The sequence below is a fragment of the Algibacter sp. L3A6 genome, assembly GCF_009796825.1.
Classification (GTDB): domain Bacteria; phylum Bacteroidota; class Bacteroidia; order Flavobacteriales; family Flavobacteriaceae; genus Algibacter.
Genome location: NZ_CP047030.1, coordinates 4168394 through 4193951, shown reverse-complemented (window position 1 = coordinate 4193951; position 25558 = coordinate 4168394). Strand labels below are relative to the sequence as shown.

Here is a 25558-nt window from a genome sequence, read left to right as displayed (position 1 = left end):
AAATTATATAGCATGTTTGTTTTTTAGCTTGTGTAAATGTGCTAATAATTGAGTTTTATATTCATTTTGAAGTGAAGAAATTTCAGAATTATTAAATAAATTTGTCCATTCTTTTGGGTCTTTTTGCAAATCATAAAACTCGCCAGTAATAATATCTTTTTCAGAATAATCTAAGGCATTTTCTTTTCTTTTGAATACTAAAATAAGTTTATGGTTTTTTGTTCTCCACATAAAAGCAGCTTCTCCAGTACGCTCGTGTAAGGCTGAAAAAGTAGCTTCATTTCTATTTTTACTGAAGAGGTTTTCTCCTAACAATGGTTTGTCTTGGTCTATTCCGGAAAATTTTAACAAGGTAGGCAAGAGGTCTGTATTTTCAGCAGATAAATCATCAACTGAGTTTGGTTTTATCTCTTTTGGTAGAGCTGTACCAGAAATAATCATAGGTACTCGAACACTGGCATCATATAAATTATATTTGTTGAATTTGTAATAACGCGAGCCTAACATTTCTCCGTGGTCTGAAGTGTAAACAATTAAAGTGTTCTCTAGCAACCCTTTCTTTTTTAGTGCTTTTAAAGTTCGTCCCATCATATCATCTATCCAAGTTACATTGGCGTAATAGCGCATCGTCATTAATTTCCACTCCTCCTCTGAAGCATTTTTCCAATAGTCCTCATACATTTTTCTTCGGTTTACACCTTCAGAATGTGGAGACTTATCTTGGCTCCAATTAGGTTGTTTTGGATATGTGATACTATCTAAATCATATAAATCTTCGTATCCATTTGGAACGTTATGGCCCGCATGTGGTTTCATATAAGACAGATATAAAAACAAAGGTCTTTCGTCATTTCTATTCTCTATGTAGTTTATGGTTTGTTTGGTAATCCAGCCGTCTCTGTGATCTGTTTCATCAAGTTTACTTGTAAAGCCTAGATATCCTAAATTATTTTCTTCACCAGCACCCATATCCTTAATTTCAGCATCATATCTTTTTTTAGATTCAGGATTCATTTCTAGCATGCTAATCGCACCATCTTCTTTTATTTCAGATACATATCGCGTTTCAAAGCCTCTCGTATTCGTTTTGAATTTTCCCCAATGTGTTTTTCCGAAACCAGCAGTTTCATAGCCTGCATCCCTAAAATATTCAGCCATAGTTTTTACAGGAACGTCTTCATCTTTTAAGCCATCACTATTTCTATAAACACCTGTTTGGTTTGGGTATAAACCCAACATCATAGAGTTGCGACTTGGTACGCACATAGGTGCTTGACAAACGGCTTGATTGAATAAAACACCCGCTGTTGCTAAACTATCTAGAGTAGGTGTAAGGACTTGTTTATTGATGATTCCTAAAGCGTCATAACGATGCTGGTCATCCATTAAGAAGATGATGTTTGGTCGCTTTGATGTTATTTCTGAAGCTTGTTTTTCTTCTGATTTATCTTTACATGATACAAAAAGACAGAGTGTAAGAACTAGAGGTATAAGTTTTGATATCTTCATATTAATTAATTTAAAAAGGATATTAAAAAGTGTATTCCAATTATTCTTTTTTTTGATTAAAGTGTAATTGATATTTTATTCAAAATCTTATTGGAAGATTGACCAATTAATATATCGAATTTACCCGACTCTAACCACCATTTATGTGTATCGGGATTGTAGTAAGAGAAAGCACTTTCATCAAGATTAAAAGAAATACTTTTGGTTTCCCCCGGTGCTAATAGAATACTTTGGAATCCTTTTAATTCTTTTAGAGGTCTTGGGAAAGTAGATTGTTGATCATGTATGTATAATTGAACTACATCTATACCCTTTACCATTCCTGTATTTTTTATTGTCATACTTACAGTTACACTTTTTCCTTCTTTTTTAATTTTTGGTTTTCCGTAACTATAAGTCGAATAACTCAAGCCTTCCCCAAAAGAAATTAATGGTTCAATTTTTTGGCTTTCATACCAACGGTATCCAACAAAGACTCCTTCATTATGTTCTATAGTATCCTTTTTAGCTGAGTTTTGTCTAAAGGGTGCGGCTGGTGAATCTTCATATTTTTTTGGAAATGTTACAGGCATTCTTCCTCCAAAATCATTGTCTCCAGCTAATAAGGAAGCCAATGCATTACCATTTTCAATACCTGCATACCAAGGTAGTACTAGGGCAGGAGCTTTATCAAACCAAGGCATAGACATAGGTGTTCCTCCGTATACTATGATGGCAGTATTAGGATTTACAGCTAAGACACGTTCTACTAATTTGTCTTGGTATTCTTGTAGTCTCATAGACAATCTATCCATACCTTCAGACTCTGTATTATGATCCAATCCTATGGCTAGTACAACAAATTCTGCATTACGAGCTGTTTCTACAGATTTCTCCAGCTTGTCATTTAATTGCTTTTCAGAATTTGGGGTAATCCATGATAATTGGATATTTCCATCGCCACGGGCTTTACGGAACGTAAGTTTAATTTTGTACTTTTTACCGCCTTTTAAAGCCATGGTAGTTTCTCTAAATCTTTGAATAAACTGTTTGTTAGAAACCAATTTACCATCTAACTCAAGTGTTACTTTCTGACTTCCTTTTATTCTTATAGTATAATCTCCAGATGCAGGCGGAACAAGTGTACCAGTCCACTCTGCAATAAATTTATCAGAGCTTAATTGATCACGATCTGGTGAAGCCATTTCCCAGTTAAAATTAATATCGGGCGTGCTATGGTGTACGATATTTTTTTTATCAGTATTAGGGTGTTTACCTGTATAAGTGGCTAAGAATCCTTCTCTTTTTTTGCCCGTTTTATCGATATGATATACGTTAGGAGCAGCAATGGTTTTGTATAGTTCATTGATAGAAAAAGGTACATTGGTTACCTTATTTCCAAATCGTTTTTTAAGACCTTGCAATGCAGTTATTTCATACATTACCCCTCTAACGCCAGAACTTCCCCCAGATTCTTTAGAGAATTGTTTATTTGCCATAGGTCCTAGTACTGCGATTTTGTTTACTTTACTAGATATTGGTAATAATTTATTGTTGTTTTTAACCAATACCATACTAGCCAATGCAGCATCAAAAGCTAATTGGTGATGTTTGTCATAATCAACTATAACCTTTGGTTTAGCAGGAACACCAGGTAATTTTCCTGCAAAATAATTACCTCTTAATAATCTCTTTACTTTATCATCAAGTGCCAATAAGTTTTCTTTACCGTCATTTGCAATTGGTTTTAATTTATCTACTCTAAATGGAGATTTGACTTTTCCTGGCATAGATAAGTCTAGACCTGCTTCATAGGCTTCCTTTGATGTCTGAACTCCATTCCAATCGGTATATAAAAATCCTTGCCAATTCCATTCGTCTTTTAATATGTTGATTATATCCGGATTGTCAGAAGCATGAGGACCATTTACTCTATTAGCACCAGTCATAATACTCAATACTCCAACTTCACAAGCTGCTTTAAAGGCTGGTAAGTAAATTTCATGCATAGCTCTTTCGTCTATCACGGCATTTACTTGTCCTCTATTTTGTTCTTTATTGTTTCCGATAAAATGCTTAGCCGAATTTAATGCTCCTGCACCTTGTCCTCCTAATATAAATGCACTTGTTACTTTTGCATTTAAATATGGATCTTCGGTATAATATTCAAAATTTCTTCCGTTTAATGGATCTCTAATAATATTGATAGAAGGAGCTTCTAAAACATCCCAGCCTGCTTCTAATAATTCTGAAGAAATAGCTGCTCCAATCTTTTTAACCAATTCAGGTCTAAAACTTGCAGCTTGCGCAATACCGGTAGGGAAAAGTGTACTTTTATATGAAGTTTGTAGTCCTCTAGGGCCATTATAAAAAATCAAAGGTTCTACATTCAATCTTTTTACAGCAGCAGAACCTCTACTGGGAGGTGCTTGACCGTCAATATCACCTTGTAGCATAGTGAGCTTTTCCTCTAATGTCATTTTTTTAAGAACTTCATCAACTGCAGTTTCCATTTCCACAGTGAAAAATTCGTTATACTTTGGTACACTATTATATACAGGTTTTTTTGCAATATCATCTTTTATATTTTGTGCATTTGATACACAAGTTATAAGAATAAATAAAGTAATAATTGAAACTATCTTCATACTGTTTTTTTAAAATATGTTATTTTGATGTTGCTCTACTTATATTGTAGGCGTCTTCTTTTGTTGGTTTAGTATCTATTCCTTGAAATAGTTTTCTTTGCTCGATAAGTGATAATGCAATTCCTGTCATTGTATTCGCATAAGTTTTCCCATTGTTGATTGTTTCTGGGTAGAACGTGAAAGCATTGTTATAGGTTACTGGCATAATAATAAGTCTTTTACTTCTCATGAATTCAAAATCCATCAAATCTACTCCAAGCCATCTTACAAATTCTCTAAATTGCTGCAACCCATTTGGATTTCCATAAGGAGCTGTCATTGTATTTACTGGAGTTTGTAAAATAATACGTTTATTTACAGTCGTTGGGTTTGTCCAAAGCCATTTTAATAAGGTTTGTCTTGATCCTGCATTTTTATACCACAATTCAGGTTTTGCCTCCATTACAATATCATCAACTAAAGGGTTTTCACACCAGTTACGATTGGTTATGGAATTGTTTCTTGCGTTCCAATAAAGCCTTGTTCCTGGACGATTTTCATCTAGCCAATCTCTCATTTTTTGAACTTCTGCCTCTGTCCAAGCGTAGACTACTCCTTTTGATGATTTAGCGTTACTTCCGATATAATTATCAAAAAACATAATTCCTTTTACATCATATCCTCCAGCATCAATACGTTTAAATTTCTTTTCTAGAAGCGTTATCAAATCTGGTCTATTTGGATAGGCATCGTTTTCAAAAAATGTTCTAGCTATTTCTACAAATCCATTTTTAGATCCTTTTTTGAATAGGGTGATAACACTATTAAATTCTTGTAAGGATAAAGATTTTTCTCCTTCGCTAGGTGTTCCCTTTAAAGGTTTTACAGGAGTTTTGTTAATATTTAAACCTTCAACTAGTTTTGCTGTATTTTTCCAAGTTTTATTTTTGTACAATGCATTCTGTGGAGTACAGGTAGTTCCCATCCAGACTTGGTATTGAGAATAAGTATTACTTGTTGTCAATAAAATAATAAGTATTAGATAGTTTTTTTTGTAGATGTTCATGTTTCTTAAGTTCAAAATTATATCCTATTTTTAATAGGATATAGGATTTTGTTAGGAGTAGAGCTTTGTAGAGTGGGTTACTTTACAATACCAGGTTTTCTGTTCCCAGTTCCTTTAGCAATTCCTACATTTAAGTCTCCTAATTCTTTCCTAGCTTCTTCAACTACTTCCATTAGTTCTTTTACTTTTTCTGGATAGGTTGCAATCACGTTGTATTGTTCCCCAGGATCACGAGTCATGTCGAATAGATGAGGTTCTGTAATGACTATTTTTTTCCTTTTACCATTTTTTCTATCGTTTCCTATTTCATTTTGATAGCTTTTGTAGGTATGAGGTAATATGAGTTTCCAGTTTCCTTTTCTAACACCGTTTAGGTTGTTTTTTCCGTAGTAGTATAAAATGGTTTCTCGTGGATCAGATGTGAAATCACCTATAAAAAGGGAACTAATATCAACACCATCAATTTTATTTTTAGATAATTTTCCTTTTGACATTGCCGCTAGAGTAGGAAGTAAGTCAATAGCACAACCTAATTTATTACAAACCGTTCCTGCTGAGATTTTATTTGGATATCGGATGATGAATGGTACACGCTGTCCGCCTTCCCAACTACTTAGTTTACCTTCTTTTAAACCACCAGATGAACCTGCATGGTTTCCAAAACTAAGCCATGGACCATTGTCTGAAGTGAAAATAACAATGGTGTTATCCTCAATATTATTCTTTTTTAAGGCTTTTGTAATCTCCCCAACAGACCAATCAATTTCCATCATGACATCGCCATACATACCTTGTTCACTTTTTCCTTTAAACTTGTCAGAGACTCCTAAAGGAATATGTCCCATGCTATGTGGTAGGTATAAAAAGAAAGGCTTATCTGCATTTTTATTTATAAATTCTACAGATTTTTCAGTGTACATCGTGGTCAAGTTATCTTGATCTTCAAAACTGGTAATATAACTAACTGTTTTATTGCCTTCAATTAAAGGCAAGTCTGGAAGCTTACCACGTCCTTTGTCTTTAGGAAGTCTTTCTCCTGTCTGGCTACTATAGGGCCATATATCATTTGAGTAAGGCAATCCAATAAATTCATCGAAACCATGTTGTAATGGCAAAAATTCTTTCTGCCATCCTAAATGCCATTTACCAACACAAGCTGTTGCATAACCTTGATCTTTAAACATTTCAGCAATAGTGTACTCATCTGAGTTCAATCCCGTGTTGTGAAATGGAAATAAGGCGCCGTTAATGCCAACTCTATTTGGGTAGCATCCAGTCATGATTCCAGCTCTAGATGCACTGCATACGGGTTGCGCTGCGTAAAAATTAGTAAAGCGCATGCCTTCGCTTGCCATTTTATCAATATGTGGCGTTTGAAAACCAGTAGCTCCATAGACACCAACATCGCCATAACCTTCATCATCTATAAATACAATGATGACATTTGGTTTAGTTGGGTTTTTACTTTGTGATTGCATCGTTTTGCAGCTAAAAAAAAGGGATGCAATTAGTATTAATAGAATGTGTTTTTTCATTTTTAGATGCGTTTATTTACTGAAGTTAAAAGCGTTAAGGTGAACAACCTCGCCTTTATTACCTTTAAATACGAAATATAGATTATGAGTTTTCTTTTTGTTTTTTAATGTAGTAGATACGGTTTTGTAACTGTCCCAACTGCCTGTATTTGGTATGTTACAGGTGCCTAATAATTCTCCTGTTGGACTATCTAATCGAATTTCTATGGTTGCATTATCAACTTTTGAAGCCACCTCAAAATTAATAGAAGTATTAGCATCCATTTTTATGATACTTGGAAAGTTTACATAGTCGTTATTTTGAATATTTGTCAAAACAAAACCATCTTGTCCTTCTTTTTTCTGAATGCCTTCAGACTTTTTAAAAAACCATTCAGCCTCGATAGTATCCCATAATGCACTATAGCTTCCAACACCAGTTTCATAATATTTACCTGTTTCTATAAAATTGGGGTCGCTAATCATATCACCATTATCTTTATAATGTAAATAAGTCATCATAACTTGCCTATATGCTCTATTGTCATAAGGAGCGCATGTAAATTCCCAAGCATGGTAACTTTGCCCATTGTAATTTGCAAAACTAGCGTGTCCTTTGGGTTGTCCAGTACTTCTTTCATTAACGTAAGGTCCTTCTATGTTTTTGGACGTTCTATAAATTCCTGCACAGCTTAAATAATACGTGTCTCCATATTTATGAAAATATTGATGATCTCTAGCTCTCCCTTTTTCTCCAAAACCAAATTCGGTATCGGTTTTTAACGAAATTGGTTCTCCTTTTAGTGAGACCATATCATCGTTTAATTCAATAAGTTGGTAATACAGCATGTTGTTTTGAAAGAACCCATTTCTACCGTATATCAGATAGTGTCTCCCATCGTCATCTGTAAAAGTGGTTGGGTCATATTCGTAATTTTCAGACATTCCTTTTGGTAAAAAGGCTTTGTTGTAAATATCTACGTAAGGTCCTTGTGGAGTATCTGCAACCAATAAACCTGTTTCTTCGCCAGCGTTAGAAAAGTAGAAATACACTTTATCATTTTTAAAAGCAAGATCTGCGGCCCAACATCTTGTGCTAGCTTCACCTAAATAAGTGTCTTTTGGATCTATATGTGCTTCAACTTTCCAATCTCGTAAATCGGTAGATGAAATAATAGTCCAATAGGTCATTTTAAATCCTTTGTTTCCAATAGCATCGTCTTTGCCAATAGCCATATACATTTTTCCATCATGAACTTTCATGGCGGGATCTGCATAGCCTCTTATAATTGGATTCTGAGAATATGCTTTTTCACAATTTATAAGAACAATAAAAGAGAGTAATAATATTTGAAAAACAGTTTTCATAAGTTTTTTATTTTTTAGTAGCTTGGATAGTTTTTAATAGGAAATATTGGGGGTATTCCAAATTTTGATTTACTTCCTTTTTTATAATTAGGATTTTTTACAGGAACTAGAGCATCAATATCGTTAAGATAATTCTCGAGCATTTTTGTCATGCTCTGAACTAGTTTTTCTTCATTTGCCGCAATGTTAATGCTTTCAGAAATATCTTCTTTTAAGTTGAATAATTTATATTCGGGAGTTCTGTTAGGTCCTTCACCATACACTTTTAGTAATTTATAATCTTCGTGCCATACTGCTGTTGTAGGATAGTTGCCTGTGGCGGGAACATAATGTGGAAAGTGAGAAAATACCGCTTTTCTGTTTAGTGGTTTTTGTTTAGTTAGTAAGTCACTTAACGATATACCATCTAGTTTTTGCTCTGGGTTTTGCTTTGTATTTGTGATATCTAATAGGGTTGGATAAAAGTCGGTACTTTGAATGATTTCATCTGAAGTAGAATGTGGTTTAATTTTACCTTTCCAAGATACAATACAAGGCACTCTAATACCGCCTTCATAGATATTTCCTTTACCAAAACTTAAAGGGTAGTTGTTGGTTGGAAAATCTCCATTAACCACGTCGTACATGTTTCCACCGTTATCAGAATAGAAAACGATAACCGTATCTTCCATAATATCAAGAGCTTCTAATTTATCCAAGATGGCACCTAAACTCTCATCTACTTTCTCCATCATACCTCCCATAATTGGGCTGTTTTGTTTGCCACGAGGATCTTTTTTAGCCGCATATTTGGCAATTAATTCTTTTGGTGCTTGATAAGGGGCGTGGACACCATATTGCCATACGTTTAAGAAAAAGGGTTTGTCTTTTGTCTGATTGTCAAGAAAATTTACTGCTTCTTTTGTAACTCTATCTGTTATGTATTCGTGCTTTTCTCCGTTTGGTAAATTCGGTATTTTATAAGGCGAAAAATAACTTGGAGGTCCTGGATGTTGTTGGCCGCCAATATTAATGTCAAATCCATGATCTTCTGGCCAATAGCCTTTTTGACCTAAATGCCATTTACCAATATGAGCCGTTGTGTATCCATTTTCTTTTAAGGCTTCGGCAATAGTAAATTGATTTGTAGTAAGAAAGGTTCTTGAATCTGGTGTTGCCATTTTTTGCCAAGGCGCTCCTTTTTTTGCACTTAAATCTTGATTTGGGTTTGGAGGTAAATGGCCTCCAGGCATAGTAATACGAACTCTTGCAGGGTCTTGACCTGTTAAAATACTAGATCTGGTTGGCGAGCATAGCGGGTTAGCTGCATAGGCATGGGTAAATTTCATTCCCATTTTTGCTAACCGCTCAATGTTAGGGGTTTCGTAGTATTCACTTCCGTTTATACTGGTATCCATCCAACCCATATCATCAACTAAGAAGAAAATAATATTAGGTTGTTTTACTGTTTTTATCTCTTTTTTTGTGTGAGAACCACATGCAAGCACGCTTGTAAGAAGCGTTGCTAAACCAAAGGTTTTTAATGTTTTTATCATGAATTTATTGAATTACTTTTAACCCTTTTGGAGCCTCTATAGATGTTGTTGTTTTACCGTTAGATTCTTTTTTATGACCGACTTTTAATACTCCAAATTTTGTTGGAAACGTACCGTTAACAAATTCTAACTCGCCAAGGTGTGGTTCTAGTTTTATAGTATTTCCGCCATCTAAAACATTTACGCCTAATACATGCTGTGTTAACCAAGATGTTGGTCCGCTTGCCCAACCATGGCATAAACTATGCCTTAATCCTACATAACAAAAGGCTCCAAAATCTTTATGAATATCACTTTTGTTTTCAGTGGGAACTTCGTCAATTCTTCCGCTAATTTTACCTTCTGTAATATTAAAATCTTCCCAAAACGTTGTAGCACCTAAATCTAACATGCCACCCCAATAGTCTTTAATAACATTTATAGCCCCGTTGTAATCATCGGCTTTGGCCATAGCTTCTAAAATATAATAGCCATAAAACGTTGACATATTTTCAACACCATCTTTTTTTAATATTTCAGTATTTGTCGTTTTTGCTTTTGCTATATCTGCCAATACCATTAAGGAGGCTGCTTGTTTTGTTGTGTTGCCTTCTGGAGTATGTTTCTTTAAATTTTTAGATGTTTTTAGATATTTTTTCTGAAGATCGGGTCTGTTAAATTCTCCCATAATGTCCGAACCAGCTTCAAAAGTCATAATCATCATAGCTTGTAAGCCTGCATGAATAGCTTTAGGGTCTGTACTTGTTGGCCAATCTAAAAAACGCATTCCGTTTAAAACCTCTTTATTGTCGTTATCTATAAAAGTGCTTAACTGATCTAGCAAAGCAATCATATAGGTTTCTTGTTCTTTTAAGTATGGTAAATCACCATGATAATCGTACCAGTTTTTATGAATTAATAACCACCACATTGAATACGAACTAATCGTGTTCATCCATTGTGGTAACGGGTGTTGGTCTCTAGCCAAATCTAAACTTTTAGGGACAATACTATTTTTTCCAAAAACAGTATTAATCGTCATCACTTCGGGATGCATATCGCCAACCCAAACTAAACGATCTCTTTTTATACCGTCCCATAAATAACTTTGCATGTTTAAATGCACAGTATAAGCACCTGTTAGCCAAATATCATTTAAACGTTTATCGCTACTTTCAAAGGAGCCTAAATAGGGAATGTCTCTATATGTAAATGCTGCTGCAATTTCTTTTAATGGTGCATTTTCATTAGCGTCAACTAAATCAATTCTAAGAAAACGAAACCCAGTTTCTCCAACTTCCACAGAGCCTAACCATGGGACTTCAATAATGAAATCTCTTAAAGAGTGTTCGTTTGTTGCTGTATTTTCACCGCCAACATCCGAGATGGTTTCTGAGACCGATTCACCAAAACGCAATCTTAATTTAAGTGGTGTTTTACTCGGTCTAATGCCCATTGATATTTTTACACCACCATGAATTTCTTTCCCGTAGTCTAAAATAATACCGGGTTTGTGAGTGTCGGTGCTTATTAATCTGAATTGATTTTTATCATTCACAGCTACTTGGCCGTTTCCTTTTTTTAATAAGGTTTCTTCGTTTTGGATATACGTATCTGTATCATCCGATTGCCAAATGATTTTTTGCGGGGTTAAATAGGTTTTAACCATTTTTGAATGACTCGCTCTAGCTTCATCACTTTCGTTGAAAATAGGAGGGAGTTGCCCGAAAAATAAGGTTTGGCTTAAAAGGAAAACCAATAATATAGCGTGTGTTTTTTTCATTTTTTGACTTTATTAAAAAAGATTAATAATTTTTAGGTGTTACACTGGCTTGTAAAAATACCTCAGAATACAATAAATAGTATCCTGTTGAAACCTGTTGCCTTTATATATTAAATGAAAGGCGGTTACTTGTTTTATGGTTTTAAATCATTGATGTAAAAAAGGAGTATAGCAGATATAGCAGGGTACATTAGGTGATTATATTTAATATTTTTGAGGACTAATTTAATATGTGATTTTATGTTTTTTGCTAGAATTCGATTTACTCTTCTAATCATTAGTGCTTCTATGCTGTTTCAAAGTTGTAAAAGTCAAAATGATGTAAAAGAACGAATTGAGGATACACAGCCATTAAACGTTGTATTTATTTTATTAGATGATCAAGGTGATGATACAGCCATAGATGGAACAAAAGGTATTAAAACACCTAATTTTGATAAGTTTACAAGAAAAGGTATGCGTTTCACTAATTCTTATGCTAGCGTACCATCTTGTTCGCCAAGTAGAAGTTCTATTAATACCGGTATGTTTCCGCATGCAAATGGGCATTGGAGAAATACCATTACACCAAAATTAAGTGATCCAGATAGTTTCTTTGGAAAAGAATCTCCAACGGTTGATGCAGTAGGTGTTCATGAATACATTAAAACTTTACCAGAAGTTTTGAAGGAATATGGGTTTTTCACAGCTATAACTCAAAAATTTCATATGAGTCCGCCTTGGAAATTTCCATATTCAGATAGGAATCCTCTTCATAATAATCCGGAGGAGTATAAAAGGGTGATTTCAGAATTTATAGATAATGCAGGAAGTCAGCTGTTTTTTTTTCAAGCAAATATTTCGCCGCCACATAGAAATTTTGACACTCATATGAATGAGTTTCCTGAATATATGGTAGACCCAAGTATCATTACTGTTCCAGAATATTTATCAGATACGCCGTTAATGCGCGAGGATTTGAGTAAATATTTTGGATGTATACAGTTAGCCGATGCTTGTGCGGGAAGTATTATAGAGGCTTTAAAATTTAAAGGGAAATTAGAAAACACCCTAATTATTTTTACTTCCGATCAAGGTCAACCTTATCATAGAGCGAAAGCCTCAGCTTATGCCGAAGGATTACATGTGCCTTTCGCTGTTGTTGGTCCAAATATTAGAAAGAATAAAATCTCTGAGGCGTTAGTTTCTCATGTAGATATTATGCCTACTATATTAGACTTTTTAAATATTCCTGTACCCAAGACTGTTCAAGGTAAATCTTTAATTCCTATTTTATCTGGTAGAGCAAAAAAAATACAGAACAGAAAATATATTTTTGGCGAGCATAATTCTCATGGACCAACCCCAAAGGAGCACTACCCAAGTCGTATGGTTTTTGATGGTGAATTTTATTTATTAAAAACTTAATGCCAAATAAAGATTATTTACTTCCTGCCGATTTAAGTGATGTTAAAGGTTGGAATAATAGAAGTTATGAGGCTACTATACAGGCTAAGTTTAGCCATCCAAAGCAGTATGAGATTTTAAGGTTACTAGAATCTGGACGGCCAGAAGAGGAACTTTATAACATGAAAACAGATCCCTATCAGCTTGTTAATTTGGCTAACGATGCTAGTTATAATACAAAAAAATGGAGTTAAAAAACGCATTAAAAACGTGGCGAAAGGAAACTAATGATGAAGTTGAAAATCCAGAAAAAATAAAGACACGACAAAACATACGTTAACGTTTTGTAAAAGTAAATAGGTTTTATAGTATAAAAGATAAGTGTATAAGTGTTGGTCTTTTCTTGCGTAATAGAGATAAAAAAAGTCTTGTTTCAATAAATTACTAGTATTGTATCTTCCAACGGAAGAGACAGAAGAATATGAAAGCATTTTTTTTGTTCTTTTTGTTTCCTGTTTGTTATTGTTTTAAGCGTGTATCTTGTATTAAAAGTTGTTATTGCAGATTCGGCAGGATGCAATTATGTTAAGATTATATTAATATTGTTGGAGTTAGAATAAACCATTAATCATCAAGATTAAAAAAAATTAAAAACTAAATTATGAAATTAATTAATTACGAGAATGTCTTGAAGAAGATTCTATTCTTTTTCTTTATTATGCTTTCCTTAGGAAGTTATGCTCAAGAAATTGTTAAAGGTGTTATTAAATCTTCAAACGATTTACCTTTGCTAGGTGTTACTGTTTTACAAGTAGGAACATCAAATGGGACGGTTACAGATTTTGATGGTAATTATGAAATAACTTTAAAGCCAGGACCTAAAACATTAGTCTATAGATATATTGGGTTTGTATCTGTTGAACGTCTAATAAATAGTTCGGGTACTGTAAATATTACTTTAAAGGAAGATATTCAATCATTAAACGAAGTGGTTGTTATTGGTTATGGCGCAGTAAAAAGGGAAGATGTAACAGGTGCTATAAGCTCTGTTAAAAGTAAAGATTTAGAAGATCAATTTTATACTAGTATAACTGAGACCCTCCAGGGGCAGGCTTCAGGTGTATTGGTTTCTCAAGATTCAGGTGAGCCAGGAGGTGGTATTTCTGTAAATATTAGGGGTATAAATAGTGTTAGTGGAAGTAGCCAACCTTTATATGTAATTAATGGCATTCCTTTAGGTTTAGATACTCAAGCTGAAGGAGATAATTTTTTTACAGATACTAATCCGTTAGCAGATTTAAATCCGGATGATATTGAAAGTATTGAAGTTTTAAAAGACGCATCGGCCACCGCCATTTATGGAGCTCGAGCAGGAAATGGTGTTGTTTTGATAAAAACAAAGGAAGCGAAGGCTGGAAAAACAAGAATTGAGATGTCTTTTAAAACCTCTGTTTCGAGTGTCGGATTACCTTACGAGTTAGCTACTGCAAGTCAATTTGCGCAGTTTACAAACGACAGACAGGTGCTGCAAAGCCCTCAATTAACATATCAGCAATTGTTAGACAATGATAGAATTCGTTTTGATGGATCAGAAGCAGGAAGACCTTTGCCGGAAAACGCTGGAGTAGGCACCAATTTTATGGATGCTATATTTAGACAAGGTTTTAATAAAACTGTGAATTTTAGTATTTCCGGTGGTACAAAAGCATTTTCTCAGCTATTATCTGTGAATTATAATGAGAATGAAGGTAATATTGTAAATTCTGTATTTAGAAGAATGAACTTGAGATATAATTCTAAAATGAAAGTTGGTGATAATTTCACACTTAATACAAATCTTCAATTAAATAACACAAAAAACCAAAGGGTGCAAACTAGTGCTAGAAGTGGTTTGGCAGGCGTTGTCTTTTCAGCGATGAGAATTAATCCATATGTTCGCTTATTAGATGAAGCTGGCGACTTGAATGAGTTTGATCAAGATGGTGAAAATGTTCAAAACCCTTTGATTGAAGCGACACAGGCAGATAATGTTGTTCGAGGTAAATCAATGATTTTTTCTACAAGTGGTGTGTATAACTTAGCTAAAGGTTTAAATTGGACTAATAGAATTGGTTTTAATTATAACAATAATTCAAATCAAAGTTTTCAAAACAAAAAAACACGATCTGGTAGAAATGCTAATGGACGATTATTTCTTTCTGATGCTGAAACCAATAGATTTACTGCTGAATCATTTGTAAATTATAATAATCAAAACTTCAACAGTCATAACATTAATGTTACTGCAGGTGCTAGTTATACCGATGTTACAAGTTTTAGAAAAAGCACGCTGTATAACGATTTTACATTCGATGATTTAGGAGTAGATGCTATTCAGTTAGCAGGAAGCATTTCAGATCCTAAATCTTTTAAATCAAACAATTATATCCAATCTTTATTATTCAGGTTTGTTTATTCCTACAAAAAGAAATATACGTTTACAGCTACAGGTAGAAATGATGGGGATTCTAAATTTAGTCAAGGAGAACCATGGGGGTTCTTTCCTTCGGCGGCGCTTTCTTGGGATGTAAATAAAGAGGGATTTATGAAAAAAATAAGAGCTATTTCTCAATTTAAGTTAAGAGTCTCTTATGGTGAAGTCGGTAGTTCTATTGGTGTAGGGCCGTATTCAACATTAGATACTTATGCAATAGGTAGAATAGGGTTAACAGACAACACATTAAATACTGCTACTTTTTCTGAACGTATTGCAAATAAAGACCTGACATGGGAAACGAGTAGAACATTAAATTTAGGTTTAAATTTAAATTTCTTTAAAAACAGGTTAAGGACATCGGTGGATGTTTATGAAAGAATAACGGATAATCTATTAAACAACTTACAAATACCATTACAGAATGGTTTTGGCTCTATACCAATTAATGATGGTAAATTAGAAAATAGGGGTGTTGAAATAGATTTAGGGTACGATATTTTTAATAATGAAAAGTTTTCGTGGACAACCAAACTAAATTGGACGAAAAATGTGACTAAGTTGATTGAATATGGTACAAATGAGTTTATTCAAGGGCCTAATTTAGCGACCAATTTCTTTGGGATTGACGGAACAAGAACTGCTCCAGGACAAGAATTAGGTTTGTTTTATGGTTACAAAGTTACAGGATTAATACAAGTGGACGATTTAGTAGATTACGCTAATGGTAACTTCAATATTAGAACAGAGCCAGGGGTAGATTCTGATGGTAATCCAGTCGATGTTCAAATTTTTGCAACCACAGCTCGAAATAACAATGGTAATGGTAACCCACAAGCAAATACACCAGGGTTATGGAAATTTGACGATCTTGATGGAGATGGCGTAATAAGTATAGAAGATAGACAGGTAATTGGTAATCCCAATCCAGATTTTTTCTTTGGATGGAACAATCAATTTAAGATTGGAGATTTTAATATTTCCATGTTTGTACAAGGTTCTTTCGGTAATGATATTCTGAATCTTAATAGAGGCTTTATTGGCTCTGGTTGGGTAGGTGCTAATAGTACACAAGATTATCTTAAAAATCGTTGGACACTAGATGATCAACATAACGATATTAGATACCCAAGTAATGGAAGCCCTGAAGTTGTTAATATTCCAAATTCTGTTTATGTAGAAGATGGTTCGTATGTTAGACTTAAAAACTTAAGTGTGAGGTACAATTTAAGAAAGGTTCCCTTTTTTAAAAATGCGTCTATAATTGCAACAGGAACTAACATGGTTACTATTACAAACTATACCGGGCCAGATCCAGAAGTTAGTACAAATGGAAATGGCGCCTTAAATAGAGGTATTGATTATTCGGCTTACCCAAGACCAAAGGTGTATACATTAGGAGTAAACTTAACATTTTAATAGTCTAAAATAAAAAAATATATTATGAAACTTAAACATATAATAGTTTTCTGTTTAATGATTGTAGGCCTTGTATCGTGTGATACTGCCTTAGAAGAAGAAATATTTTCAACCTATAGTAGTGATACGTTTTACCAAAATGAAGAGCAACTACAAGCTCAAAACCTTGGTGTTTATGAAGCATTTAAACATACAACTTGGGAGCAGGATATGTATATGGTAGGTACTATGGCTGGAAATAAGTATGCTACCTCAAGAACAGCGGGTTTTGCAATACATTCTGCCTATTTAACTCCAGAACAACAACCTTTTAGGTATGAACGTTTATGGCGTACTGGTTTTATTGCGATTGGACGGGCTAATACAATTATTAAAAATGTGCCTTTATCTCCGTTCTTTAAAGAACAGCCAGAAATTGCTAATCGCTATCTAGCAGAGGCAAAATGGATGCGAGCTTTTACGTATTTTCAGTTAACACAACTTTTTGGTGATATACCAATATATACAGAACCTGTTGTAAATGCAGATCCTGATATTTTATTTAAAGGTAGAAGTCCAGTAAAAGATGTTTATGATTTAATAATTGAAGATTTAATATTTGCAAATGAGAACTTACCAGTAACTTGGACTAAAACAGGTTCAGGAAGGGTTACCAAAGCAGGTGGTGCATTTTTATTGGGTAAAGTATATTTAACATCTGCAGGCTTGCCATTACAAAAAACAGAAAATTATCAAGAAGCCATTGAAGCTTTAAAACCATTAGCGGATAATCGAGATGAATATGATGTTGATTTAGAAGAAAATTGGGGAAATATATTTAGTGTTGGTAATGAAGGTAATAAAGAAATTATTTTTGCTTTTGGTAATATTTATGAAAATGGACTGGGTGGTGTAATACCAGTTTGGGCTAACCCAAATAATAGTACAACTGGCGGTGTACAAGCCGCAAACGGTAGTAGTTATCAATTAGCATGGCATCCATCTATATTAGACCTTTATGAGTCTGATGATGTGAGATTAGTAGAAGGTTATCAAAACACCTATATTAATAAAAACAGTGGGAATTCTATTGCATATAAGCCTACACCTCTTGTTGCGCGTGGTACTGTTTATCAAGGCAGAAATGGTATTAGTTCCACTAAATATATGGATGGCGGAGCTAATAATAATGTAGCGCATTCTAAAGATCATATTGTTTATAGGTATGTTGATGCATTTTTAATGTTGGCAGAAGCTTATAATGAAAATAACGAACCTGCAAAGGCATTACCTTATTTAAACATAGCTAGAGATCGAGTAAATGCTAGTGTAATTACAGAAACTAATCCGGCAGCATTAAGAACTATAATTAGAGAAGAAAGAACTAGAGAATTATATGCAGAAATGGGAGAGGTTTTCGATTTGAGACGTTGGGGAACGGTAGAACAGGAGTTTGAAAATCACTTATTAAGACAATGGAGGTTTCCTAATAATGCATGGGATGATAAATTTATTCTATCTCCATTACCTGATGCTGAAATTAGTAAAAATCCCAATTTGTTGCCTAATAATCCAGGATGGTAGTATAATATTAAGAAGAGTAAAAGCCGCAAATTTTATGTTTGTGGCTTTTATTACTAAACATTAATTAGTTTTTTATAGTCATATCAGTATAGAATATGAGATGTATATATATATTATTTAGTTTAGCTGTACTTTTGTCTTGTAAGTCTAGAGTTTTAGAATCTAGTGAGATAACTTCGCGAAAATCACCAAACCTTGTTATAGTGCTCTCAGATCAACACTCTGCCGATATGGTTGGTGCATATGGCAATTCACAAATAATAACTCCAAATCTTGATAAGCTGGCTCATGAGGGCATATTACTAAAAAACGCGTTTTCGAGTCAACCCGTTTGTACACCTTTTAGAGGGATGTTAATGAGTGGCATGCATCCTTTAAAAAACGGTGCCTTCGTTAACGATGCGCCTTTATTGCCTAATAAAACAAAGTTGTTGGCAGAAATATTAAAAGAAAAAGGCTATCAAACCGCGTATTTTGGAAAATGGCATTTATTGGGGGGAGATAGAGATAGACCTATTCCTGAAGCGTTAACTTATGGTTTCGACACTGTTTTAACCAACAACTGTCATGTAGATTTTAGGGCAGGGAAAGCCTTTTTTTGGAATATAAACGGGGAAAAGGAATTTTTTAACGAATGGGAACCCTATGGGCAAGCACGTCAAGCTATTAATTATTTAAAGCAAATAGATAAAACCAAACCATTCGCCATAATTGTGTCTTTACATCCACCACACGATTGGGGCAAGTTTAAAGGAGAGGATGGTAAAATGCATTATCGATACGACACAGAAGATGAGTTGATGAATTTGTATAATCGAGATTCTATAATTTTACGTCCTGGTTTAGAAGATACTCCAGATAGAAGAAGAATGTATCACGGCCATATGGCACAGGTTACAGGAGTAGATATTGCTTTAGGTAGATTGATGGATCAATTAAAGAGTATGGATGTGGAAGATAATACCTTGGTAACATTCTCTGCAGATCATGGAGATATGTTAGAATCTCATAACGCCGTTTTGCCAAAGCAATACCCACACGATTATTCTAATAAAATTCCTTTTATCATTAAATATCCTAAGAAAATAAAAAGCGGCTTAAAAACAAAAATGCTTTTTGGGACTTTAGATATTTTACCTACCCTTTTAGGGTATTTGGATATTGATACGAAACAAGAGTTTGATGGTCGTGATTTGTCGGCGGCGTTAATAAAAAACCAATCTAATAAAGATAATTATGTACCACTTTGGGTATATCGTCTTGGCCATGCAAATAACATTAATTGGCGAGGTGTTGTTACAGAAGAATTTACATTTTCTATGGATAAAGATAATAACACTATTACCAATACTTTGTTTGATAGAATAAAAGATCCATACCAATTAAATAACTTATATGAAGATCCAGAATACGAAGCTGTTAAAAGTCGTCTCAAAGAGTTGACTTACCAATGGATGGATAAATACCATGATGATTTTTATGGGGCTGATGAGTTTAAATCCGTTCAGCCAAAAGAAACATGGCAATATAATTATACCAAAAACCCTGTTGAGCTTTTTGAAACTAAAAATAAATAATAATTCGATAAAAATATTAAGATGAAAAAACTGTTTTTTTTAATTTTAACTTGTGCCTTAATCACTAGAATAGAGGCTCAAAACAAACCTAATGTAGTTTTTATTTTAGCTGATGATTTAGGCTGGAGCGATGTTACACTTTACGGTAAAACTAAACTATACGAAACTCCAAATTTAGAGCGTTTAGCAGCTAGAGGTATTACTTATACAAGAGCTTATGCAGCAAGTCCATTATGTTCCCCTACAAGAGCAAGTGTTTTAACAGGACAAACACCAGCTAGAACTGGTATTACAGCGCCAACAGCACATTTGGGAGAAGTGAAATTAAAAGCAACATTACAAAAAAATCCAGCTCCTGGGAATAAGGCGGTCATGTTAGAATCTGTTTCAAGACTAGATAATCAATTACCAACTTTAGGTAAACAATTTAAAAATGCGGGGTACCAAACAGCGCATTTTGGAAAGTGGCATTTAGGAAAAACACCTTATTCTCCTTTAGAACATGGTTTTGATATTGATATTCCACATTGGCCAGGGCCAGGGCCTGCAGGTAGTTTTGTTGCTCCATGGAAATTTCCAAATTTTAAAGAAAAATATACTAAAGAACACATAGAAGACAGAATGGCAGACGAAGCCGTTTCTTGGTTAAGATCTATAGATAAGTCTGTGCCATTTTTTATGAATTATTGGCAATTTTCTGTGCATGCGCCTTTTGATGCCAAGGAAACTCTAAAGAAATATTATAGAACAAAAGTAGATCTAACTGATGCACAACACTCAGCAACTTATGCAGCAATGATTCATTCTATGGATGATGCCATCGGACGATTGCTAGATGAATTGGATAGATTAAATTTAAGCGAAAACACCATTATTGTTTTCACAAGTGATAACGGAGGGAATATGTACAATGGGGTAACAGATGTTTTACCAAATGGAGAAGAATATGTAGCTCCACCAACAAGTAATAGACCTTTACGTGGCGGAAAAGCAACGATGTTTGAAGGCGGCGTAAGAGTGCCAACAGTTATTTCATATCCTGGAATTACTGCACCTGGAACAACGAGTGATGCATTAATTCAGTCTACAGATTTCTATCCAACGTTGTTGCATTTAGCAGGTTTAGAAATGCCTAAAAATTACACTGTTGATGGTATCGATATTACCGAAACTTTAAAAGGTAAAGATGTAAAAAGAGAAGGAATCTTTACATATTTTCCTCATCAACCAGGAGTTCCTGATTGGTTGCCAACAGCCATGTCTGTGCACTCTGGAGATTGGAAATTAATTAGGCTATTTCATCAAGGAAATGATTTTAAGCACGATTATTTATTATATAATTTAAAATGGGATGTGAGCGAGCATAATAATTTAGCCAAAGTATATCCGGAAAAAGTTACGGAATTAGATAAATTAATTGAGAAACATATTCAAGATACAAAAGCTATTATACCCATACAAAATCCAAAATTCGATATAACCAAGTACAGACCAGAAAATGTTGGAAAACAACTAAAAGGATTAAAAGGAAAGAAACTAGAAATTAATTAAAGAAAAATACCCATTTCTAAGGTATTCTATTAGTGTTTAGAAACTATAAAAAAAAATATGAAATATTATATAAAGCTAGCATGCATTTTTGCTTTTTGCGTTTTAAATGCGCAATGTCAAAGTACAAACGACACCGCGAAAAAGAGTGGTGTTAATAAAGAAAAATCCAAACCAAATTTCATTGTCATTTATACAGATGATCATGGATATTCAGATCTTTCAATTCAAGGTATCAAAAAGGATGTTAAAACTCCAAACATAGATAATTTAGCTCGTAATGGGGTGCGTATGGAAAGTGGATATTCTACAGCGCCGCAATGTGTGCCATCTAGAGGCGGTATTTTAACAGGACGTTTCCAATCTAGATTTGGATTAGAACTTAATGGTGATTCTTTGGAAGGATTTGATGCAGAAACCACTATTGCAGACAGGCTTAAAAGTGCTGGTTATGCTACTGGTATGGCCGGAAAATGGCATTTGGGACCAGGAAATCAAATAACCAAACATGGTTTCGATCATGTGTTTTACAAAAACAGTGCGCAACTAGGAGTAGCTAATTTTAATTTTGAAGGTAAGTCTATTCCTTTAGCAGCTGGAACTACTAAAATGTATCATTTAGATGCATGTAGTAAAGCGGCAACAACTTTTATAGAAATGCATAAGGATAAACCGTTCTTTTTCTATTTAGCATATAGAGCACCACACGTGCCATTGGATGCGACACAAAAATATTTGGATCGCTTCCCTGGTAAAATGCCTGAACGTCGTCGTCAAGCTTTAGCCATGCTTTCAGCAGTAGATGATGGTGTTGGAGAAATTATGAAAACTTTAGATGAAAATAATTTAACAGACAATACGGTTATTTTCATTATTGGGGATAACGGCGCACCTTTAAAGATTACAAAAGAAGATAAACCTGGTGGAGGGCCAGGATGGGATGGTTCTTTAAACGATCCATTGAATGGTGAAAAAGGCACCTTAATTGAAGGAGGTATCAGAACCCCTTTCGTGGTGTATTGGAAAGATAAATTGGTAAAAGGAATATATAAGCACCCAGTGTCCTCCATGGATTTTGCTGCAACGGCAGTAGAATTGGCGGGATTATCAACAGATGATAAATTGGATGGTGTTAATTTAATTCCCTTTTTAAACGGAGAAAAATTGGGAGCTCCTCATGATAAATTGTGTTGGAGATGGGGAGGACAATCGGCCATTAGAAAAGGTGAATGGAAATTCTTGAAAGGTGATGATAGAGAATATCTTTTTAATTTGGATCAGGATATTGAAGAAAAGAATGATTTGCTTTCAAAACATCCAGAAATAGCTTCTCAACTTAAAAAAGAATTATTGGTTTGGAGCAAAGGATTAACTCCTGAAGGGTTTTCGAAAGGCAATATGTCTAAAAATGCTAATAACTATTTTGATTTTTATTTAGATGGAATAACTAACAAAAAGGTAAATATGAAAACGAGTAGCGGAAAAAAGAATAAAAAGAATAAAAAGAAAAAAGGAAATTAATTAAATATGAAATATTATTTCAAATTTTTACTTCTTTTTAGTGTGTTTATTTTAAGTACACAATGTAAAAGTATAGGTAAAGAACAAAAGGATGCTAAAGATCAAGAACAAAAACAAAAAGCAAAGCCTAATTTTATTGTTATTTATACGGATGACCATGGGTATTCAGATCTTTCAATACAAGGTATTAAGACCGATGTAAAAACACCAAACATTGATGGATTAGCGCGTAATGGTGTGCGTATGGAAAGTGGTTATTCTACAGCGCCACAATGCCAACCATCTCGTGCAGGTCTAATGACAGGACGTTTTCAATCTAGATTTGGATTTGAAATGAATGGCGATTCCTTAAATGGGTTTAAATCAGAAACAACCATTGGAGAACGACTTAAAAGTGTGGGCTATACTACAGGTATGGCTGGAAAATGGCACTTAGGTGCTACTGAAAAGATAACCAACTACGGTTTTGATCATGTTTTTTATAAAAATAGTAATCGTCCAGGATTGACTAATTTCAATTTTGATGGCGAATCTATTCCGTTAACTACGGAAACTACTAACATGTATCATTTAGATGCCTGTAGTAAAGCGGCAACTACCTTTATAGAAATGAACAAGGATAAACCCTTCTTTTTCTATTTAGCCTACAGAGCACCACATGTGCCTTTGGATGCGACAAAAAAATACTTAGATAGATTTCCAGGCAAAATGCCAGAGCGTCGTCGTAAAGCTTTAGCCATGCTTTCTGCGGTAGATGACGGGGTAGGGGCCATTATAAAAACTTTAGAGAAAAATAACTTAGTAGATAATACAGTTATTTTTATTATTGGAGATAACGGCGCACCATTAAAAATCACTAAGGAAGATAAACCTGGAGGTGGCCCAGGGTGGGATGGCTCTTTAAACGATCCATTAAACGGCGAAAAAGGAACCTTAATTGAAGGTGGTATAAGAACGCCTTTTGTGGTATATTGGAAAGATAAATTAAATACTAGCGTTTACAAACATCCCGTATCTGCAATGGACTTTGCCGCAACAGCTGTAGAATTGGCAGGCTTGCCAAAGGATGATACTTTAGATGGTGTTAATTTAATTCCTTTTTTAAATGGTGAAAAGGCAGGTGCACCACATGCAAAATTGTGCTGGAGATGGGGCGGACAATCGGCTATTAGAAAAGGTAAATGGAAATTCTTGAAAGGTGATAACAGAGAGTATCTTTTTAATTTGGATGAAGATATTGAAGAAAAAAACGATTTGCTTTCAAAACATCCAGAAATTACAAAGGAGCTTAAAGCCGAATTATTAGCATGGAGTGAAGGATTGAGACCTAAAGGGTTTTCAAAACGAAATATGTCTAAAAATGATCATATTTTTTTCGATTATTATCTAGATGGAAAGCTCAATAAAAAAATTAAAGTAGGTAAAAAATAAAACCTTTATAGGTTGAGGTTTAAGTAGTTAATTCACCTAAAATGTAAGCTAAGGACTAGATTAAACTTATGTCTAAAATAAAATTAGAAATGAACAAAAATATAATAATGCTTTTGGTTGCAATGCTTTTTGTAGGTGTAAATTATGCTTATTCCCAACAGAAAAATGAGGTTTTACTGCAAGGTGTTATTATAGATGAATATAAAATGGTAGTGCCATATGCTGCCATAGGTATACCTTCCAAATATGTGGGTACTGCAAGTAATGATGAAGGCGGTTTTCAACTATCACTTGCTAAAAGCAACCTGCAAGATTCTTTAGAAGTTTCAAGTATTGGCTATAAAACATATAAAATAAAGGTTCAAGATTATTTAGATCAAAAAGAGAAAAGTATAGTCCTTAAAGAGGATATTGTATCACTTTCAGAGGTTAAACTTTTAAGTCCGAGTGGCTATGTTAAAAATGCTGTAAAAAAGGTTAAATCTAATACGTTAAGCTCTAAACATCAGTTAAACATGATATACAGGCGCTCTTCAGTAGAAGATGGCAAAACCCGCTTCATGGTAGAGCATTATCTTAAAATATTAGATTATGGGCCTACGGTACCAAGTTTTGATGAAATCGAAATTGCAGAGCAAAGAAAATCTGCAGATTATCGATTCGTTAATAAAAAGCAACCTGTGCATACCGTAATTGTAATGGCTCAAATAGACCCAATAAGGCAAGGTTTTTCATTAAAAGATTATGATTGGAGTAAAACAGGTGATACCTCTTATGATGGTGAAGATATTGTTATTATTGAAGGTCGTAAAAAAGATAAGAAAAAGGATTTTATAAGACTTTATATAGGTATTGATACTTATGGGATTTATAAAATGGAATTATCTAGATTAAATTCTCTTTTTCTTTATAAGAAAGATATTAATGGAAAATTAGTTTTGAGTTATCATAACAGAGACCCGTCTTTTCAGGGAACTATTAGTGAACAAAAAAGGAAACTTTTGAAGTTGAAAACTACAAAAGTAAAATGTGCTTACAGACATGAAGCCATAGTTTTAAGTGTGATTTCGGATAGAAAGAAATTTGATATTAAAAATATAAATAGTAAGCGTAGCGATATGGGAGACTTTGATATAAAATACAATCCTACCTTTTGGGATACTATTAATTTGCCTCCCGAAACCGCATTTTACAAAAAAAGTGTAAACGATTTAGAATCTATTTATGGTGTGCCAATAGAAACACAATTTAATGCCGTAAATAAATAAATAAATATAATA

Annotated in this window: 16 protein-coding genes; 9 read left to right on the top strand and 7 right to left on the bottom strand. The window is 34.0% G+C overall.

Translation table 11 applies throughout. The annotated features are described in order from the left end of the window. Positions 1–3: 3 nt before the first annotated feature. The 7 genes from GQR98_RS17415 to GQR98_RS17385 all read right to left on the bottom strand — a co-directional run bounded on the left by GQR98_RS17415 (position 4) and on the right by GQR98_RS17385 (position 11360). On the bottom strand, positions 4–1509 hold the full coding sequence (locus GQR98_RS17415) for a sulfatase (RefSeq protein ID WP_159020680.1): 1506 nt from the start codon (positions 1507–1509) through the stop codon (positions 4–6). A gap of 56 nt (positions 1510–1565) precedes the next feature. Continuing rightward, positions 1566–4136 (bottom strand): beta-glucosidase, encoded by a 2571-nt coding sequence (locus tag GQR98_RS17410; protein WP_159020679.1) that lies wholly within the window; start codon positions 4134–4136, stop codon positions 1566–1568. A 19-nt stretch (positions 4137–4155) separates the two neighbouring features. Beyond that, positions 4156–5181: a hypothetical protein gene (locus GQR98_RS17405; protein WP_159020678.1), complete on the bottom strand. Its 1026-nt coding sequence runs from the start codon at positions 5179–5181 to the stop codon at positions 4156–4158. Positions 5182–5258: 77 nt separating this feature from the next. Then, positions 5259–6659: a sulfatase gene (locus GQR98_RS17400; RefSeq protein WP_233268036.1), complete on the bottom strand. Its 1401-nt coding sequence runs from the start codon at positions 6657–6659 to the stop codon at positions 5259–5261. 69 nt (positions 6660–6728) lie between these two features. Then, positions 6729–8063, bottom strand: a complete 1335-nt coding sequence (locus tag GQR98_RS17395) for a family 43 glycosylhydrolase (RefSeq protein WP_159020676.1) — start codon at positions 8061–8063, stop codon at positions 6729–6731. A 14-nt stretch (positions 8064–8077) separates the two neighbouring features. Then, positions 8078–9598 carry a sulfatase gene (locus GQR98_RS17390; RefSeq protein WP_159020675.1) on the bottom strand — a complete coding sequence of 507 codons (1521 nt, stop codon included), beginning with the start codon at positions 9596–9598 and terminating at the stop codon, positions 8078–8080. A gap of 4 nt (positions 9599–9602) precedes the next feature. Then, positions 9603–11360 carry an alpha-L-rhamnosidase gene (locus GQR98_RS17385; RefSeq protein ID WP_159020674.1) on the bottom strand — a complete coding sequence of 586 codons (1758 nt, stop codon included), beginning with the start codon at positions 11358–11360 and terminating at the stop codon, positions 9603–9605. Between the two features lie 240 nt (positions 11361–11600). On the opposite strand from GQR98_RS17385, the gene GQR98_RS17380 reads away from it, so the two are divergent. The 9 genes from GQR98_RS17380 (at position 11601) to GQR98_RS17345 (ending at position 25546) form a co-directional block, all read left to right on the top strand. Beyond that, positions 11601–12767, top strand: a complete 1167-nt coding sequence (locus tag GQR98_RS17380; protein WP_199270225.1) for a sulfatase — start codon at positions 11601–11603, stop codon at positions 12765–12767. Further along, entirely contained in the window at positions 12767–13000 is a 234-nt protein-coding gene (locus GQR98_RS19045; RefSeq protein ID WP_199270224.1) for a hypothetical protein, read from the top strand. The genes GQR98_RS17380 and GQR98_RS19045 overlap by 1 nt, the downstream gene beginning before the upstream one ends. Before the next feature lie 407 nt (positions 13001–13407). Beyond that, on the top strand, positions 13408–16638 hold the full coding sequence (locus GQR98_RS17375) for a SusC/RagA family TonB-linked outer membrane protein (protein ID WP_159020673.1): 3231 nt from the start codon (positions 13408–13410) through the stop codon (positions 16636–16638). A 24-nt stretch (positions 16639–16662) separates the two neighbouring features. Beyond that, positions 16663–18201, top strand: a complete 1539-nt coding sequence (locus GQR98_RS17370; RefSeq protein WP_159020672.1) for a RagB/SusD family nutrient uptake outer membrane protein — start codon at positions 16663–16665, stop codon at positions 18199–18201. Between the two features lie 95 nt (positions 18202–18296). Further along, complete coding sequence (locus GQR98_RS17365; RefSeq protein ID WP_159020671.1) at positions 18297–19778, top strand: sulfatase; 1482 nt, start codon at positions 18297–18299, stop codon at positions 19776–19778. Between the two features lie 21 nt (positions 19779–19799). Continuing rightward, positions 19800–21329: a sulfatase gene (locus GQR98_RS17360; RefSeq protein WP_159020670.1), complete on the top strand. Its 1530-nt coding sequence runs from the start codon at positions 19800–19802 to the stop codon at positions 21327–21329. A 57-nt stretch (positions 21330–21386) separates the two neighbouring features. Beyond that, positions 21387–22847: a sulfatase gene (locus tag GQR98_RS17355; protein WP_159020669.1), complete on the top strand. Its 1461-nt coding sequence runs from the start codon at positions 21387–21389 to the stop codon at positions 22845–22847. 6 nt (positions 22848–22853) lie between these two features. Next, positions 22854–24278, top strand: a complete 1425-nt coding sequence (locus GQR98_RS17350; protein ID WP_159020668.1) for a sulfatase — start codon at positions 22854–22856, stop codon at positions 24276–24278. Positions 24279–24346: 68 nt separating this feature from the next. Further along, the gene (locus GQR98_RS17345) at positions 24347–25546 is read left to right on the top strand and encodes a carboxypeptidase-like regulatory domain-containing protein (protein ID WP_159020667.1); all 1200 of its coding nucleotides are present in this window, start codon (positions 24347–24349) and stop codon (positions 25544–25546) included. The last annotated feature ends 12 nt before the right edge of the window (positions 25547–25558 follow it).